Source organism: Massilia putida (genome assembly GCF_001941825.1).
Lineage (GTDB): Bacteria > Pseudomonadota > Gammaproteobacteria > Burkholderiales > Burkholderiaceae_D > Telluria > Telluria putida.
Genome location: NZ_CP019038.1, coordinates 5,632,878 through 5,648,987 on the forward strand (window position 1 = coordinate 5,632,878; position 16,110 = coordinate 5,648,987).

The 16,110-nt window shown below is 65.0% G+C and carries 17 protein-coding genes; 10 read left to right on the top strand and 7 right to left on the bottom strand.

Going from position 1 to position 16,110, the window contains the following annotated elements; all coding sequences use genetic code 11:
• Positions 1-58 precede the first annotated feature (58 nt).
• The 10 genes from rpsP (at position 59) to BVG12_RS27235 (ending at position 8,727) form a co-directional block, all read left to right on the top strand.
• Positions 59-307 carry a 30S ribosomal protein S16 gene (gene rpsP, locus BVG12_RS27190; RefSeq protein ID WP_075795126.1) on the top strand — a complete coding sequence of 83 codons (249 nt, stop codon included), beginning with the start codon at positions 59-61 and terminating at the stop codon, positions 305-307.
• Between the two features lie 70 nt (positions 308-377).
• Positions 378-908, top strand: a complete 531-nt coding sequence (rimM, locus tag BVG12_RS27195; protein WP_229503728.1) for a ribosome maturation factor RimM — start codon at positions 378-380, stop codon at positions 906-908.
• Between the two features lie 26 nt (positions 909-934).
• Positions 935-1,696: a tRNA (guanosine(37)-N1)-methyltransferase TrmD gene (gene trmD, locus BVG12_RS27200; protein WP_075795128.1), complete on the top strand. Its 762-nt coding sequence runs from the start codon at positions 935-937 to the stop codon at positions 1,694-1,696.
• Between the two features lie 90 nt (positions 1,697-1,786).
• Positions 1,787-2,170: a 50S ribosomal protein L19 gene (gene rplS, locus BVG12_RS27205; RefSeq protein WP_075795129.1), complete on the top strand. Its 384-nt coding sequence runs from the start codon at positions 1,787-1,789 to the stop codon at positions 2,168-2,170.
• A 60-nt stretch (positions 2,171-2,230) separates the two neighbouring features.
• Positions 2,231-2,896: a CoA pyrophosphatase gene (locus tag BVG12_RS27210; protein WP_075796586.1), complete on the top strand. Its 666-nt coding sequence runs from the start codon at positions 2,231-2,233 to the stop codon at positions 2,894-2,896.
• 124 nt (positions 2,897-3,020) lie between these two features.
• Positions 3,021-3,980 carry a CobD/CbiB family protein gene (locus tag BVG12_RS27215; RefSeq protein ID WP_075795130.1) on the top strand — a complete coding sequence of 320 codons (960 nt, stop codon included), beginning with the start codon at positions 3,021-3,023 and terminating at the stop codon, positions 3,978-3,980.
• 140 nt (positions 3,981-4,120) lie between these two features.
• Positions 4,121-4,462: a DUF3579 domain-containing protein gene (locus BVG12_RS27220; RefSeq protein ID WP_075795131.1), complete on the top strand. Its 342-nt coding sequence runs from the start codon at positions 4,121-4,123 to the stop codon at positions 4,460-4,462.
• 83 nt (positions 4,463-4,545) lie between these two features.
• Positions 4,546-4,995: a CBS domain-containing protein gene (locus tag BVG12_RS27225; RefSeq protein ID WP_075795132.1), complete on the top strand. Its 450-nt coding sequence runs from the start codon at positions 4,546-4,548 to the stop codon at positions 4,993-4,995.
• 69 nt (positions 4,996-5,064) lie between these two features.
• The gene (locus BVG12_RS27230) at positions 5,065-7,794 is read left to right on the top strand and encodes a M16 family metallopeptidase (RefSeq protein ID WP_075795133.1); all 2,730 of its coding nucleotides are present in this window, start codon (positions 5,065-5,067) and stop codon (positions 7,792-7,794) included.
• Between the two features lie 150 nt (positions 7,795-7,944).
• Complete coding sequence (locus tag BVG12_RS27235) at positions 7,945-8,727, top strand: SDR family oxidoreductase (protein ID WP_075796587.1); 783 nt, start codon at positions 7,945-7,947, stop codon at positions 8,725-8,727.
• 9 nt (positions 8,728-8,736) lie between these two features.
• Here the strand turns inward: BVG12_RS27235 and BVG12_RS27240 are convergent, their stop codons facing one another.
• The 7 genes from BVG12_RS27240 to nagA form a co-directional block, all read right to left on the bottom strand.
• On the bottom strand, positions 8,737-8,997 hold the full coding sequence (locus BVG12_RS27240; protein ID WP_370662817.1) for a hypothetical protein: 261 nt from the start codon (positions 8,995-8,997) through the stop codon (positions 8,737-8,739).
• 25 nt (positions 8,998-9,022) lie between these two features.
• Positions 9,023-9,763: a GntR family transcriptional regulator gene (locus tag BVG12_RS27245; RefSeq protein WP_075795134.1), complete on the bottom strand. Its 741-nt coding sequence runs from the start codon at positions 9,761-9,763 to the stop codon at positions 9,023-9,025.
• Positions 9,764-9,818: 55 nt separating this feature from the next.
• The gene (locus tag BVG12_RS27250) at positions 9,819-10,886 is read right to left on the bottom strand and encodes a flavodoxin family protein (RefSeq protein WP_075795135.1); all 1,068 of its coding nucleotides are present in this window, start codon (positions 10,884-10,886) and stop codon (positions 9,819-9,821) included.
• Positions 10,887-11,026: 140 nt separating this feature from the next.
• Entirely contained in the window at positions 11,027-12,325 is a 1,299-nt protein-coding gene (locus BVG12_RS27255) for a tetratricopeptide repeat protein (RefSeq protein ID WP_075795136.1), read from the bottom strand.
• A gap of 187 nt (positions 12,326-12,512) precedes the next feature.
• The gene (gene nagZ, locus BVG12_RS27260; protein ID WP_075795137.1) at positions 12,513-13,997 is read right to left on the bottom strand and encodes a beta-N-acetylhexosaminidase; all 1,485 of its coding nucleotides are present in this window, start codon (positions 13,995-13,997) and stop codon (positions 12,513-12,515) included.
• Positions 13,997-15,007 (bottom strand): SIS domain-containing protein, encoded by a 1,011-nt coding sequence (locus tag BVG12_RS27265; protein WP_179966298.1) that lies wholly within the window; start codon positions 15,005-15,007, stop codon positions 13,997-13,999. Before BVG12_RS27265 ends, nagZ begins: the two co-directional genes overlap by 1 nt.
• Positions 15,000-16,109, bottom strand: coding sequence for an N-acetylglucosamine-6-phosphate deacetylase (gene nagA, locus BVG12_RS27270; protein ID WP_075795138.1), 1,110 nt, complete (start codon positions 16,107-16,109; stop codon positions 15,000-15,002). The genes BVG12_RS27265 and nagA overlap by 8 nt, the downstream gene beginning before the upstream one ends.
• Between the last annotated feature and the right edge of the window lies 1 nt (position 16,110).

The following is a 16,110-nucleotide window of genomic DNA, read 5'->3' on the forward strand; positions in this document are numbered from 1 at the left end:
GGGGCGTACCGCGCTATAATCGTCGGCTTTCTTCGTCCAGCTCACTTTTGGAAATATTATGGTCGTTATTCGTTTAGCTCGTGGTGGTGCCAAGAAGCGCCCGTTCTACAACATCGTTGCAACCGACTCGCGCAACCGTCGCGACGGCCGTTTCATCGAGCGCATCGGTTACTATAACCCGATGGCTTCCGGTAAAGAAACCGGCCTGAACATCACCGCTGACCGCCTGTCGTACTGGCAAGGCGTGGGCGCACAGCTGTCGCCGGCTGTTGCTCGCCTGGTTGCCACGCAAAAGGCTGCTGCCTAATACAAGGTTATAAGGTTTGACCGATTCGGCAGCACATTCGGCATCGACTCCGGCCCAGGCCGGGACGCAAGTGCCTGACGACCTGATTCAGGTCGGCCACATCACCGGCGCCTACGGGATCCGGGGTGGCATCCGCGTGGCACCGTATTCGATGGATGCGGATGCGCTGCTGAGCATCAAAACCTGGTGGCTCGACAAGCCGTCGCTGCGTCCCGTCCAGGTGCGGAACGCGAAGTATCACAGCGGCGACGTAACGGCCACGCTGGCCGACGTGACCGATCGCGAGATGGCCGAGGCGCTCAAGGGCGCCACGGTGCAGGTATCGCGGGCGGACTTTCCGGAACTTCCGGAAGACGAGTATTACTGGACCGACCTGATCGGCTTGGATACGGTCAACCTGCAGGGCGAAGCGCTCGGCAAGGTCACCGATATGATGCACAATGGCGCGCAGTCCATCCTGCGCATCACGCCCGTGCCCGATCCGAACGCCGCTCCCGACGCGAAAGCGCCGGAGCGGCTGGTGCCGTTCGTAGACCAGTACGTCAAGACAGTCGACCTGCAAGCCAGACTGATTACCCTGGACTGGGGTCTGGATTATTGATCCCGTCCGCCTGAAGCGAGGTCTCGATGCAGTTTGACGTCGTGAGCTTGTTTCCCGAAATGTTTGCCGCATTGACGCAGTCGGGCGTGACCCGGCGCGCGCACGAGCAGGGTTTGTGGAACCTGGCGATCTGGAATCCGCGCGATTTCACGCTGGATCGTCACCGGACCGTGGACGATCGCCCATATGGCGGCGGTCCCGGCATGGTGATGCTGGCCAAGCCGCTCGAAGCGACGATCAACGCGGCGAAGCAGCGCCAGGTCGAGATGGGTTTGCCCGCGCCGCGCGTCGTGTTCATGTCGCCGCAAGGCAGGCCGCTGACGCACGAACGCGTGATGGGCTTGAAGGATGAACCCGGCCTCGTGGTGCTGTGCGGACGCTACGAAGCGGTCGACCAGCGCCTGCTGGACCGTGTCGTCGATGAGGAAATTTCTCTCGGCGATTTCGTGTTGTCGGGCGGCGAATTGCCGGCGATGGCGCTGATGGATGCCGTGGTGCGGCAACTGCCCGGTGTGCTGGGCGACGGCGCCTCGGCGGTCGAAGACAGTTTCGTCAACGGCTTGCTGGATTCGCCGCATTACACGCGTCCGGAAGTCTATGAAGGCGTGGCCGTGCCGCCCGTGCTATTGCAGGGTAACCACGCCGAGATCGGAAAGTGGCGCCGCCAGCGTATGCTCGAGGCGACCGCGAAGAAAAGGCCCGATTTGCTGGACAAGGCGCGCAGCGCCGGTCTGCTGACGAAGGCCGACGAGCAGTTTCTCGCAACCTTGGAAAAGGTGGCGGAATAAAGGCGGGCAGCCAGACGGTTGCCTGCGTGTTTAACCCCATCCTCTACCGGGCAACGAACGCGCCGGCAAGATGGTATAAGGAGTCTACAAATGGATCTGATCCAGCAACTCGAGCAAGAAGAGATTGCGCGCCTCGGCCGCAACATCCCTGATTTCGCACCGGGCGACACCGTGGTCGTCAACGTCAACGTCGTCGAAGGCAACCGCAAGCGCGCCCAGGCATACGAAGGCGTCGTCATCTCGCGTCGCAACCGCGGCCTGAACTCGAACTTCATCGTTCGCAAGATCTCGTCGGGCGAAGGGGTGGAGCGTACGTTCCAGCTGTACTCGCCGCTGATCGCTTCGATCGAAGTGAAGCGTCGTGGTGACGTGCGTCGTGCGAAGCTGTACTACCTGCGCGAGCGTTCGGGCAAGTCGGCACGTATCAAAGAAAAACTGCCGAACCGCAAAGCCGCTACCACTGCTGCGCAGTAATAGCGATTGTGGTAGGGAAAAGGCATCCATTTGGATGCCTTTTTCTTTTTGGAGAAAGCCTTGGCAAAACTGCACATCGATCCCAAGCGCCTGCCCGTCGACTCGATCGCCGGCGAGCCCGCCTTGCCGGAAGAGCGCCTGGACGTCGCCTGGCTGCGCCAGCGTCTCGCCCATCCGCCGCGGTGGGAACCGGAATTGCCCGAGGACATGCGCCTGCGCTTCCCGGTGCTGCGGCGCGCGGCCGTGCTGATCCCGATCGTGCGGCGGCCGGAGGGCCTCACGGTGCTGCTGACCCAGCGCACCGAACATCTGACCAACCACGCCGGCCAAGTCAGCTTCCCCGGCGGCCGTGCGGAAGAGATCGACTCGTCGCCCATCGAGACGGCCTTGCGCGAAACGCAGGAAGAGATCGGCCTCGCGCGCCGCCACGTGGAAATCATCGGCGTGCTGCCCGACCATGTCACGGCCTCGGCCTATGTCGTCACGCCCGTGGTGGGCCTCGTCACGCCGCCGTTCGATCTCACGGCCGAATCCAATGAGGTGGCCGCTATTTTCGAAGTTCCCTTGCGGTTCCTGATGGATGGCATGAACCATCAACGCTTGTCGTTCGATCTGCCCGATGGCGCCGGCCGGCGCAGTTTTTATGCGATGCCTTACGAGCGCTTCTTCATCTGGGGCGCGACAGCGGGTATGCTGCGCAACCTGTTTCATTTGTTACGCGCCTGACGGGACACGTCGAAACACCTGCTGCGACGGTTTTGCGCGGCGCCTAAAGGGAATAGACTCGCGCCGGTCTCTGCGCTACCCTAGCGGGCAATGAAGTAAGGCAACAACGTAAAAAGGACCGTGCATGACATTCTTTTCCATCCTGTGCGCACTGCTCATCGAACAGCTGAAGCCGCTGCGCGCAGATAACCAGATCTACGCCGAGATCAAGCGTTTCGCCATGCGTATCGAAGGCTGGTTCAATGCCGGTCACGCCAGCCATGGCCGGCTGGGCTGGTTCCTGATGATGGCGGTCCTGATGCTGCCGACGGCCGTCATCTACGGCGTGCTCGTGTACTACCGCTTCGTGTTCGCCGCGTTCGCCTGGAACGTGCTGATCGTCTATCTCACGCTCGGTTTCCGCCACTACAGCCATTACTTCACGTCGATCCAGTTCGCCCTGAATGCCGGCGACGAAGCGACGGCGCGCACCTTGCTCGCCGAATGGACGAAGCTCGACACGGTCGGCATGGACGCGACCGAGATCGCCCGCATCGCCGTCGAAAAATCCCTCATCACGACACACCGCAATGTGTTCGGCGTGTTCTTCTGGTTCCTGATGCCGCTCGGCCCGGCCTGCGCCGTCATGTACCGCGTGTCCGAATACCTCGCGCGCGCGTGGAACGAACCCGACCATATGCGCAACGAAGCGTTCGGCGAATTCGCCGCCCGCGCGTTTTATTGGATCGACTGGATCCCTGTGCGCCTGACCGCCATCGCATTCGCCGTCGTCGGCAATTTCGAGGATGCGATTTATGCGTGGCGCAATTTCGCCAACCGGTGGACGGATGAATCGAAAGGCATCATCCTGGCCGCCGGCGGCGGCGCCATGGGGGTGCGTCTCGGCACCCCGGCCGAGACCGCGCCGCGCATCCTGCCGGCCGACGCGGGAACCGTCGACCTGTCCGCCAGCGAAGACGACATGTTGCCCGGCGACGAGCCGAACGTGCGCGCACTGCAAAGCACGGTCGGCCTGGTGTGGCGTGCACTGTTATTATGGATGCTGCTCCTGCTGCTGCTTTCCGGCGCGGTCCTGCTTGGCTGAACCTGTTGGAACCGTAAGGAATTCGAGACGATTATCGTGCCGGCTTGACCCGACCGGCACGTTGGGCTCGTCCGTAGGTCTTCTATAAGATATAATAGTCGGGTTGTTCTCATTCACGCTTTTGTTTCAGAAGCCGCACTATGGCCGACTCACCGCAAACCGGGAAAGGCGCCGACGAATTCTTCATTCTCGGCGTGACAAGTAAGGGCAGGCAGTTCCGCCCGAGTGACTGGGCCGAACGTCTATGCGGCGTCATGTCGTGCTTCCGGCCGGCCGGCAGCGGCGGCCCGAACGCCCACCTGAAGTTCTCGCCCTACGTGCATCCGACCGTCGTGAACGGCGTCAAGGCGGTCGTCGTGAACAATGCCCTCAAAAGCATCGAACCGCTGGCCTACCACTTCGTGTGCAATTTCGCCAAAGACAACGACCTGCAAGTCGTCGAGGCCTGCTTCGTCCCCCCGGCCGAAGACAAAAAATCCTGACCCTTCACGTTACCGGTTTGATTTGTTTCAGACCGGGGACTATGCTTCATGGATAGCGTAAGCATCTGACGTTGGAGCAGACCATGGAAGTCGGAAAACTCTGTACGGCCGACACCGTCTACTGCGCGCGCGACGAAAGCGTGCAAGGTGCGGCCTTTCTCATGCGCAAACATCACGTCGGCGACATCGTCGTCGTCGACGACGCGGACACCGTGCCCACGCCAGCGGGCATCGTCACGGACCGCGACATCGTCGTTTCCGTCGTCGCGCTCGGCCTCGATCCGAACGGACTGGAGGTGGGCGACATCATGACGGACGACCTGCTCACGGCCGACGAGCACGACGACGTCACGGTCACCATCGAACGTATGCGTCTGCGCGGCATCCGCCGGGTGCCGGTGGTGGGCGAGGGCGGACGCCTCGTCGGCATCGTCAGCACCGACGACCTGCTCGGCTTCCTGGCCGAGGAAATGGAAGACCTGGCGCGCATCAGTCCCTACCAGCAGCAGCACGAACGGCGTACGCGGCAGTGAGGTAAGCCTGGCCTAAGTCCCCGTCTGTTACCATGTCCTACGGACAATGGTTCTTACAGACGGAGACCTATGAGCTTGACGTTTTTCCAGCGCGGCCTGGCCGCCTATGCCGTCGTCGGCGGCATTTCCTTCATCGCGCAAAGTGCCTGGGCGTTCGACCTGCCCAAGGGCGTCGTGCAGGGCCCGTCCGTCGAGGGCATCACGGAATACCGCCTGCCGAACGGCTTGAAAGTCTTGCTGTTCCCCGATTCCTCGCGTCCCACCGTGACGGTCAACGTGACGTACCTCGTCGGCTCGCGCCACGAGAACTACGGCGAGACAGGCATGGCCCACCTGCTGGAGCACCTGATGTTCAAGGGCAGCCCGAAGCATCCGGACATCACGCGCCAATTCCAGGACCGGGGCATGCAGTTCAACGGCACGACGTCGCTCGACCGCACGAACTATTACGAGGTGTTCCAGGCATCCGATGACAACCTGAACTGGGCGCTGGGCATGGAAGCGGACCGCATGACGCATTCCAATATCGCCAGGAAGGATCTCGATTCCGAGATGACGGTCGTCCGCAACGAGTACGAGAACGGCGAGAACTCGCCGACTGCCGTGCTCATGAAACGCATGCAGAGCGTGGCCTACGACTGGCACGCGTATGGCCGCTCGACGATCGGCAACAAGAGCGACATCGAGAACGTCAAGATCTCGAACCTGCAGAATTTTTATCACACGTATTATCAGCCCGATAACGCCGTGCTGCTCGTGGCCGGCAAGTTCGATCCGGCCAGGACGCTGTTGTCGATCAACCGCCTGTTCGGCGCCATCCCGAAACCGAAACGCACCTTGCCGGAGTTCTGGACCGTCGAGCCCACGCAGGACGGCGACCGCACGTTCACCGTGCGGCGCCAGGGCGACGTGCAGATCGTCGCGCTCGGCTACAAGGTGCCGTCCGGACTGCACGACGACAGCGACGCGCTGAGCTTCGCCTCGACCATCCTCGGCGATGCCCCGACCGGCCGCCTGCACAAGCTGCTTGTCGAGACCGGCAAGGCGAGCCAGGTCTTCGCCTACGGCCAGACGGGCTATGCGCCCGGCCTGCAATACTTCGGCGCCGTCGTCAAGAAAGACGCGCCGCTCGAGCCCGTGCGTGCCGCGCTCACGCAGGCCGTGGAAGAGTTCGCCAAAAATCCGCCGACGCCGGAGGAACTGCAGCGGACAAAGCGCAGTTTCCTGAACGAATTCGAGCGCAGCCTGAACGACCCGCAGCAAGTGGGCCTTGCACTGTCGGAAGTCATCGCGCTGGGCGACTGGCGCCTGTTCTTCGTCGGCCGCGACCGCGTCGACAAGATCACGTCGGAGCAGGTCGCGGCGGCATCGGGTCGCTATTTCAAACGCGACAACCGCGTCACCGGCGAGTTCATCCCGGACGACCATCCGCAGCGCGCCGTGATCCCGCCCGCGCCCAGCGTGCAGAGCCTCCTCAAGGATTTCAAGCCGCGGGCGTCCACCTTGAGCGCCGAGGATTTCGATCCGAGCCAGGCCAACATCATGAAGCGCACGACCCTGACGACGGTCGGCGGCGTGAAACTGGCCTTGCTTCCGAAGAAGAACCGCGGCCAGACGGTCACCGTCGACCTGCGCCAGCACATCGGCGATGAACAGAACCTGTTCGGCAAGGGCGCGCTGCCCGGCCTGACGTCGGCGATGCTGATGCGCGGCACGACGAAATACGATCGCGTGCAACTGACCGACGCCTTCGACAAGCTCAAGATTTCCGGTAGCCTCACGCATTTCCAGACGACGCGCGAACACCTGCCGGAAGCGCTGAAACTCGTGGCCCACGTGCTGCGCGAGGCGAGCTTCCCGGCCAGCGAATTCGAGCAATTGCGCCAGCAAGCGATCGTCGGCCTGGAATCGAGCCGCAACGAGCCGCCCAATGTCGCGTCGCGCGCGCTGAATACGCATTTCGACATCTATCCGAAAGGCGACGTCCGCCACGAAACGACGCTCGAGGAAGACCTTGCCGACCTCAAAGGCGCCACCGTGGATCAGGTCAAGGCGTTCCACCGCGATTACTACGGTACCGTGCCGGCGGAAATGTCCATCGTCGGGGACTTCGATGCGCAGGCGATCACGCCGCTCGTCGACCAGTTGTTCGGCCGGTGGAAGGCGCCCATGCACGTGGCGCCCGTGCTGCGCAAGAATGGCGACATCGCGCCCATCCACGAGTTCCTTAACACGCCCGACAAGGAAAACGGGTATTACACGGCACGCATCAACCTCGACCTGAACGTCGACGACCCGGATTACCCGGCCCTGATGCTGGCCGACTATATCTTCGGCGGGGGCGGGCTGCGGTCGCGCCTGATGGACCGCATCCGCCAGCGCGACGGGCTGTCGTATGGCGTCGGCTCGAACCTCGCGGCTGGCGACCTCGACCGTGCCGGCATGTTCGCGATCAATGCCATCGCCGCGCCGCAGAATCTGGCCAAGGTCGACGCCGCCGTGCGCGAGGAACTCGTGCGCGTGCTCAAGGATGGATTCACGGCAGCGGAACTCGCCGGTGCAAAGTCGGGTCTGATGCAACAACGTATCCAGAATCGAGCCGACGACGGCGCGCTGGCGGCGGGCTGGACGTCGTATCTCTACCGTGGGCGCACGTATGAATGGTCGGCCGAGTTCGAAAAGCACTTGATGGCCGTCACATTGCCGCAACTGAACGCGGCGTTCCGCAAGGCGGTCGACCCGGCAAAAATGTCCGTCGTCATGGCTGGAGACAAGGCGAAAGCGAAACCTGCACCCTGATTGCAACACTCGGCCGTTCATTATTTGGCCGAAGTGTCGAGAAACTTGGTCAATGCCCGGCGCGGGCGCTATCATGTTGCTTCAACGCAGTATTGCTTGTGAGAAGCAAAGCTTGCGTCAAGTTATTGAAAAGGAAGCATGATGAAGGGCATGACCAAGCAGACACCGAACGGCATTTCGTATGCAGGCAAGGTTGTGCTGGTAACCGGAGGCGCGAGCGGCATCGGCCGCGCGACGGCGCTGGCGTTCGGGCGCGCGGGCGCCTGCGTCGTCATTGCCGACACGTCGGTCGACGGCGGCCACATGACGGCGGCCTTGATCGTCGAAGCGGGCGGCAAGGCGCTGTTCGTGAAAGCGAATGTCACGGTCGCGGAAGACGTGGAAGCGTTGATCGACAAGGCGGTCGGCCACTACGGCCGCATCGACTGCGCCGTCAACGGTGCCGCCGTCGAGGAAGAATACCTGCCGCTGGCCGAGGGCGAGGACGAGCAGTTCGACCGCATCATGAGCGTCAACGTCAAGGGCGTCTGGCTGTGCATGAAGAGCCAGCTGCGCCAGATGCTCAAGCAGGAAGGCGGTGGCGTGATCGTCAACATCGCGGACGCCGGCGGCCTCGTGGCGGCACCGCACCGCGCCATCTATTCGGCGTCCAAGCACGCGGTCGTCGGCCTGACCAAGAGCGCGGCCGTGGAATACGCCAAGGATGACATCCGCATCAACAGCATCTGCCCGGGCGCCGTCAAGACGCCGATGCTGGTCCGCATGCTCGAGCGCGAGCCCGGGCGCGACAAGAAGCTGAAAGCGGCGCATCCGATGGGCCGGATCGCCGATCCGTCCGAGATCGCCAATGCGGCGCTGTGGCTGTGTTCGGAGCAGGCGTCGTTCGTCACAGGTCATCAGCTCGCCATCGACGGCGGCCTGACGGCGATCTGACGGCGCGTATCACCCCCGTTTCTTGTGGGTGGCGCGCTGTTGCTTCGCTTGCGTGCCCACCCGCGCCTGCCGCGCCTTGTATAACGCCACGGCATCCTCGCGGGCGCGCGTGAGCGTGCGCATGTCCGGATGGTCGTCATGCGGCGAAAAATACTCGGCGGCTTGCGCGTCGACGACGAGCTTGATGGCGGTGGCGTCGTCGAGGTCGTAGAGTTCGGTCAGCAAGGTGGCGACTTCGTCCAGATAGGCTTCGTAGGTCAGGTTGGTCATGGCATTGTTCTTTGAGTAAGTTGCATCAGCCGGCGCTCAGCTCGGCCACGAAGTCGTACATGTCGCCGCGGAAGTAGGAGCGGCAGAATTCCACCGCCTGCCCATCCGGCAAAAAGCCCAGCCGTTCCACGCACAGTCCCGCATCGCCTTCCTTCGATTGCAGCAGCTTCGCCTGCTCGGCGTTCAGCAGCAGGGCGGACAGGCGCTGCAGCGCGCGCACGGGGCGCTTGCCGTTGGCTTCCAGCGCTTCGTACATCGACACGTCCACCGCGTCCAGCGAGGGCAGGGCGGAGGCCGCGATCGTCGCGTATTCCAGGCACATCGGCATGTCGTCGGCGTAGCGGATGCGGTTGAAACGGTACACGGCGGCGCCCGGCGACAGGCGCAGGCGCAGCGCTTCTTCCGGCGTGACGGTGCCTTCCGAACGCTTGAGCCAGACGCTGCGCGGCGTGCGGCCGCGCGAGCGCATGTCTTCCGAGAACGACGTCAGCTTGGCGAAATTCTTTTCGATGCGGGTGTTGATGAAATTGCCCGACCCCGCGCGGCGCACGAGCAAGCCTTCGTCGACGAGACCGTCGATCGCCTTGCGCACGGTGATGCGCGAGATGTCCAGTTCGGCCGCCAGCTGGCGCTCGGCCGGCAGGGCTTCCGCCGGACCGTAGACGCCGCGGTCGATCGCTTCGCGCAGGGCGCGCTGCAATTGCTGGTAGAGCGGCAGGTTGCTGGTGGCGGATAGCTGGTGCATCAACTGCGCGAGGTGGGACATTGCGGCGGGCTTCGACGGGTACGATCCCGCGATAATACCAAAAAAAGACCGCCTGCTACTTCGGCCGGGGATTGGTGACCTTCCGGTCCGGCTGCAGCAGCTTGCCCGAACGCACCGCGGCGACGGCCGCGGACACCGCGCGCGCCACATTGCGCACCTCGTCCTGGAAGGCGGTGTCCTTGTCCAGCGTCGCGTGGCTGTCCGCATACGAATCGTAATAGCCGACGTAGCGGTCGAGCTGGGCGATGGGACCCGCGTCGATCAGGCCCATCCAGTCGAGCCAGTCGGACAGCGAGCGCCGCGTCCCTTCGATGCCGGCCACGTCGCCGTGCACGGCCACGCCGTAGATTCTCCCGGCCAGGTGTTTCGGGTACGTCCAATCCTTTTCCAGCGCCTTGGCTTCTTCCGCCTTCTTGCCGTGCGTGGAGCTGGGATCGGGATTGCCCCCGTCCGCGCATACGAGACGGTCGATCATCAGTTTCAAGATCGACGGCGACTGGTACCAGTAGACGGGCGTGCAGATGATGATCCCGTGGGCCGCCACCCAGCGCTCGTAGATCTCGTTCATCCAGTCGTTTTCCTGGTTCAGCGAATGGTTCGGGTAGCAGCTGCAGGGCCAGTGGCACAGCGGCATCGCCGTCGACACGCAGGCCTTGCACGGGTGGATGTGGCGGTCGTAGTCGGAGATGATGCGCGACAGGTCGAGCAGGTCCGTCTCCACGCCCTCGGCCGCGAGCGTTTCCTCGCACAGCTTGGCGAGGCGCCACGTCTTCGAGATCTCGCCCGGGCAGCTGCCGTCGTTGCGGGCCGCGCCATTGATCAAGAGGATGCGGCTCGGCGTCGCCGGATCTTTCTGGCGCGCTTCGGCCGCGAGCAGGCGGTCGCGCGTCTCCTTCCATTCGATGGACAGGTCGTAGTCGGGATCCGCAAAGCCGGGCCCCGCCTTGACGGTGACCGGCGCCTTGTGCGAATCGACGTACGCCTTCCACGCGACTTCCTCCACGGCCGCCAGTTCCGCGGCAACGGCCTGGTAGGCGGGATCGTAGAAGTCGCGCGCGAACACGAGATGGAATTCGTCGCGGCTCAACTTCGCGGGCGCCTGGCCCTTGCGTACGGTGATCATGGCCGGCCTTTCGTGGGGTGTTCCGGCGATTATCTGCCGCCGGGTTGGCCCTGCCGGTACGCTAATTCACACAGACGAAAAAAAGCGGCGCGAACCGTAGCCCGCGCCGCCTTGTCTTTTGGGGGAAAGCCCCGGTGGAATTACTTGGCCGCCGTCGCGCCGCTCGGGTGGTTCAGGAGCAGGATCCAGTACTTGGCCGTGTCCGACAGGCCGCCGCCGGCTTTCACTTCCTGGAAGGTCTCGATGGCTTTGTCCTTCTGGCCGGCTTTGGCATAGGCCATGCCCAGGCGCAGCTTGGCTTCGTCCGGCGATTTCAGGCCGCCCTTGGCGATACCCTGCTGGATGAAGCCGATGCCCTTGTCGTACTGGTCCATCGTCACGTAAGCCCAGCCCAGGTTGACGAGGCCGGCGCCGGTCTTGGCCTTGGCCGCGCCCGCTTCGCCCGCGGCGATGTTCTTGGCATCGCTGGCGGCTTCCTTGGTGGCGCGGTCGCGCAGCTGGCGGTCCTTGGCGGCGCCGCTGCCCGTGCCCAGCACGCCGGCGGCGAAGCCGGCGTCGACGACCTTCTTGGCTTCGGTCGGGAAGCCGTCCTTCAGCGCCAGTTCGGCCAGTTCCGTGTAGGCATCCCCGGACATCTGCTTGACGGCCGCGAATTCCAGGCGCAGCACGTCAGGGATGCTGGCGTCGTTGAAGCCCGGCTTGCGCACGATGCCGCGGTGGATCAGGTCGGTCCAGAAATCGTCGCTCGGGTAGTAGGCGGCCAGTTTTTCCAGGCCGCGCAGGTAGGCGGCGTCATCCTTGACCTTGTTCGCGGCCGACGCGTACAGGCGCAGGTCTTCCTGCGACGGGGTCTTGCCGGCTTGTTCGGCAGCCGCCAGCACCGGCTCCTGGGCCTTCAGCGCCGAGGCGAAGTCGCCGCTCAGGTAGTACGAGCGGATCAGCGCCGAGTTGACCTGGTCCGAGGCCTTGCCGCTGGCCTGGATCTGCTTGTACAGCTCGATCGCCTTCGGATAGTTCTTGCCGTTGTAGTAGTAGGTCGCGAGCGCCTGCTGGAAGTTCGGCTTGTCCGCTTCCGGCAGCTTGCCCGATGCCAGGATCGCCTCCAGCGCTTCCGTCGCCATCTTGTCGTTGCCGGTCGAGGTGCCCAGCGACAACTTCATGCGGTTCAGCACATAGGTTTCGTACGGGGTCTTGTCCGCGAACGCTTCCGCCTGCGTGATGCGGTTCTGCACCTCGGTGTAGTTCTTCGCGTCCATCAGCGGCTTGATCTGGGCCGGGTCGAGCAGCTTGTACAGTTCCGGGCGGACCGTGTCCGGCTTCGGTGCGGCGGCCGGCGCGTTCTTGTCCTGGGCCGATGCGCTGTGCATCAGGACCGGCGCGGCGTTCAGGCCGAGGGCGGCCAGCATCAGGGCAAGGCGGGCAATACGGAATTGGGACATTGAAAAATCCTCTCTTAATGACGATAAAGTTGCACCGAACAGTGGCTGCCAAAGACATACGGCGACGGTGCGGGGTGCCGATCTCGGACAAAGCGTGCATTGTCCCACAAACTACTGACGGGCGTGGCAATTGTGCCCCAGCCGTGCGACGCCGGGACCCGTCGTTACAATGGGTTACCCAATAGCGTCAAAAGCCGGGCACGGGGCAGCGTCCTTGCGCGTCGACGCTGCCCTCCAGCCAGGCCCGCACGGCGTCCAGCGCGGGTGGCGCGAAGCCATACGTCATGAGGGCGGGCGCCGCGAAGTCGAGCGCCTGGTACGGATTCCACAGCGCGAGGTGCAGGTCCGGCGTCCACGTGGCGCGGGCGTGCGGGCCGTAGCGGCGGCGCGAGGTCGATGCGAGGGTCGTGAAGCGGCCGTCGTCCGGCAACGTCGACCAGTCGAAGGCTTCCGCATCCGCGAACGTGACGAGGTCGACGTCGAACAGCTGCCGCAGCATCGCCGCGATGACGCCGGCGGGCACGCCCGCTTCCGAGACGCCGTCGCTTACGACGTCCTGGCGCGCGACGAGGCGAACCCTGGCGCCTGGCGCGGGACGGCGCGGCGTGCCGCGTGCCGTGAGGGCCCGGCGCCACGCGTCGGCCATCAGCGCGCGGTCCGCGTCTTCCGTCGCGTACGGCATCCCGCCTGCGGGATGCGCGCGCGCGAGGTCGTCGAGGCGGGCCAGGCGCGCGTGCACTTCATCCAGTGGCAGGCGGCCGTCGGCGATGGCGGCCGCGATGGCATCGATCGTCTCTTGCTGCGTGGCGCGGCTGCCGATCGCCATCACCATGTCGGCGCCGGCCAGCAGCGCGTTGACGGCGGCCTCGCCCGCGGCGTAGCGGTGCGCGATCGCGTGCATGTCCATGCCGTCCGTGATGATCACGCCTTGGTAGTTCCATTGCGTGCGCAGCAGATCGTGCAGGATCGCGCGCGACATCGTGGCCGGATGGTCCGCGTCGAGGGACGGATAAACGATATGCGCCGTCATCACGGCCGGCGCGTGCGGTGCGGCCGTGCGGAACGGCGCGAATTCGAAGCGCTCCAGTTCCGATAAGGGTTTGTCGACCGTGGGCAGGTCGCGGTGCGAGTCGACGTGCGTGTCGCCGTGGCCGGGAAAGTGCTTGACGCAGCAGGCCACGCCTTCGCTTTCGCTGCCCGCCATCCACGCGAGCGCCAGCGTCGTCGCCCGGTCCGGGTCGGCGCCGAACGAGCGCTCGGCGATGACCGGGTTCTGCGGATTGTTGTTCAGGTCGAGCACGGGCGCGAAGTTCCAGTTGAAGCCCAGCGCGCGGATCGCCCGCGCCACGGCCGCGCCCACGTCGCGCGCAAGCGTGGCGTCGCCGGCCGCGCCGAGCGCCATCGCGGACGGCGGCGGCGGCACCCACAGCGCGCGCACGACGGCGCCGCCTTCCTGGTCGAGCGCGATCAGCGCCTCGTCGCCCATCGCTGTGCGCAGGTTCTCTGTAAAACGCGTCAGCTGCGCGGCGTCCGTCATGTTCTGGCGGAACAGGCACGCGCCACGGATGCGGTTGGCGCGGATGAAATCGGCAGTCTCCGCATCGAGCTCGGTGCCGAACAGCCGGATCATGATCAGCCGGCCGGCCAGTTGGCGCAAATCGTTCGTGTGCATCAGTGAGTCTTCGTTACTTTATTTAAGTGGCGCGGCTTGTCCGGATCGAGTCCGCGGGCTTTCGACAGGTGCGCGGCCATCACGTAGAACGCGTTGATCGCGACGATCGGGTCGAGGTCCGGGCAGGTCGCGACGGGCAGGTCGAGGTCGCGCGACGGCACATCCGTCGGGGCCGCGAGCAGCACGCGCGCGCCGCGGCCGCGCATCTCGTCGGCCAGCGCGACGAGGCCCGCCTGCGCGGGCCCGCGCGTGGCGAAGATCAAGAGCGGATAGCCGTCGTCGATCAGCGCCATCGGCCCGTGCTTGATCTCGGCGCCGGAGAACGCCTCGGCCTGCAGCGCGGACGTCTCCTTGAATTTCAGCGCCGCTTCCAGCGCGATGGGGAAGCTGATGCCGCGGCCCACGACCATGATGTTGCGGGCCGGCGCCAATACCTCCAGGGCGGCCGACCAGTCGGTCCGCGCGGCCTGGCGCAGTGCGTCCGGCAGCGCTGCGAGGCCGGCTTTCAGTTCGTCGTCCTGCTGCCACTCGGCCACGAGGCGCGCGCCGGCCGTCAGGCTCGTGATGAAGCTCTTCGTCGCGGCCACGCTTTGCTCCTTGCCGGCGCGCAGCGGCAGCGCCCATTCCGCCTCGTGGGCGAGCGGCGAATCGATGTCGTTCACGAGGGCCACCGTCGTCGCGCCGCCGGCGCGGAAGTAGCGGATCGGCTCGACGACGTCCGGGCTCTGGCCCGACTGCGAGATCGATACGGCAAGCAGGTCGGCGGCCTGCAGCGGCGCCTTGTACAAGGTGAGGAGCGACATCGGCAGCGACGTCACGAGGCGGCCCATGCGCGCCATGATCAGGTAGGCGAGGTAGCCGGACGCGTGGTCCGAACTGCCGCGCGCCACCGTCACCGCGTTGTGGAAGGAGGCGCTGCGCAGGTGATGGCCCAGAGCGGCATAGTGGTCGGCGTCATTCGACAACTGCAGGGCGACGCAGTCGGCCGCGGATACGGCTTCTTCAAGCATCAACGAGGTCACACGCTTCTCCTTCGATATAAACGGTTTTCAGATTCAGGTTGCGGTCGAGGACGACCAGGTCGGCGAAGCAGCCCGGCGCGATGCGGCCGCGGCGCGTCTCGCCCAGGTAGTCGGCGGCGTTCGTCGATACGCGGCGCGCGGCGTCCGCGAGATCGAGGCCGATGGATACCAGATTGCGTAGCGCCTGGTCCATCGTCAAGGTGCTGCCGGCCAGGGTGCCGTCCGCGAGGCGCACGCCGCCCATGCATTTGTGGACGACCTGGCGGCCCAGCATGTACTGGCCGTCCGGCATGCCGGCGGCGGCCGTGGAATCGGTCACGCAGTACAAGTGCGGGATGCAGCGCAGCGCGGTGCGGATGGCACCCGGGTGCACGTGCAGCAGGTCGGGGATGATTTCGGCGTACTGCGCATGCGCGAGCGCCGCGCCGACCATGCCGGGGTCGCGGTGGTGCAGGCCCGGCATCGCGTTGAACAGGTGCGTGAAACCGGCCGCGCCGTGTTCCAGCGCGCGCACGCCGTCGTCGTAGTTGCCGTTCGTGTGGCCGATCTGCACGCGGATGCCGGCGTCCGCCATCTGGCGCACGAGGGCGAGGTGGCCGTCGATCTCGGGGGCCACGGTGATCAGGCGCATCGGCGCCAGCGCATGGAAACGCTCGACTTCTTCCATCGTCGCTTCCCGTGCGAACGGCGGCTGCGCACCGAGCTTGCCCGAGTTGATGTACGGGCCTTCCAGGTGCACGCCGAGGATGCGCGCCTCGTTCCTGCCACGCTGTTCGCAGGCGGTGCCGATGGCGGACAACGCGCGGTCGATGTCGTCCAGCGGCGCGGTCATCGTCGTGGCCAGCAGGCTCGTCGTGCCGTGTCTCGCGTGCAGGCGCGCGATCACGTGCGGGGCGTCGCCGCCTTCCATCATGTCGCGTCCCGCGCCGCCGTGCACGTGCAGGTCGATGAAGCCGGGCAGGATGTAGTCGTCGCCGTTGGATGCCGGATCGACGGATTCGCCTTCGATGGCGGCGATCGTCGTGGCGCCGTCCTCGATCTGGAGGCGGCCGCGGATCCAGCCGTCCGGGGTCAGGATATTGCCTTGCATG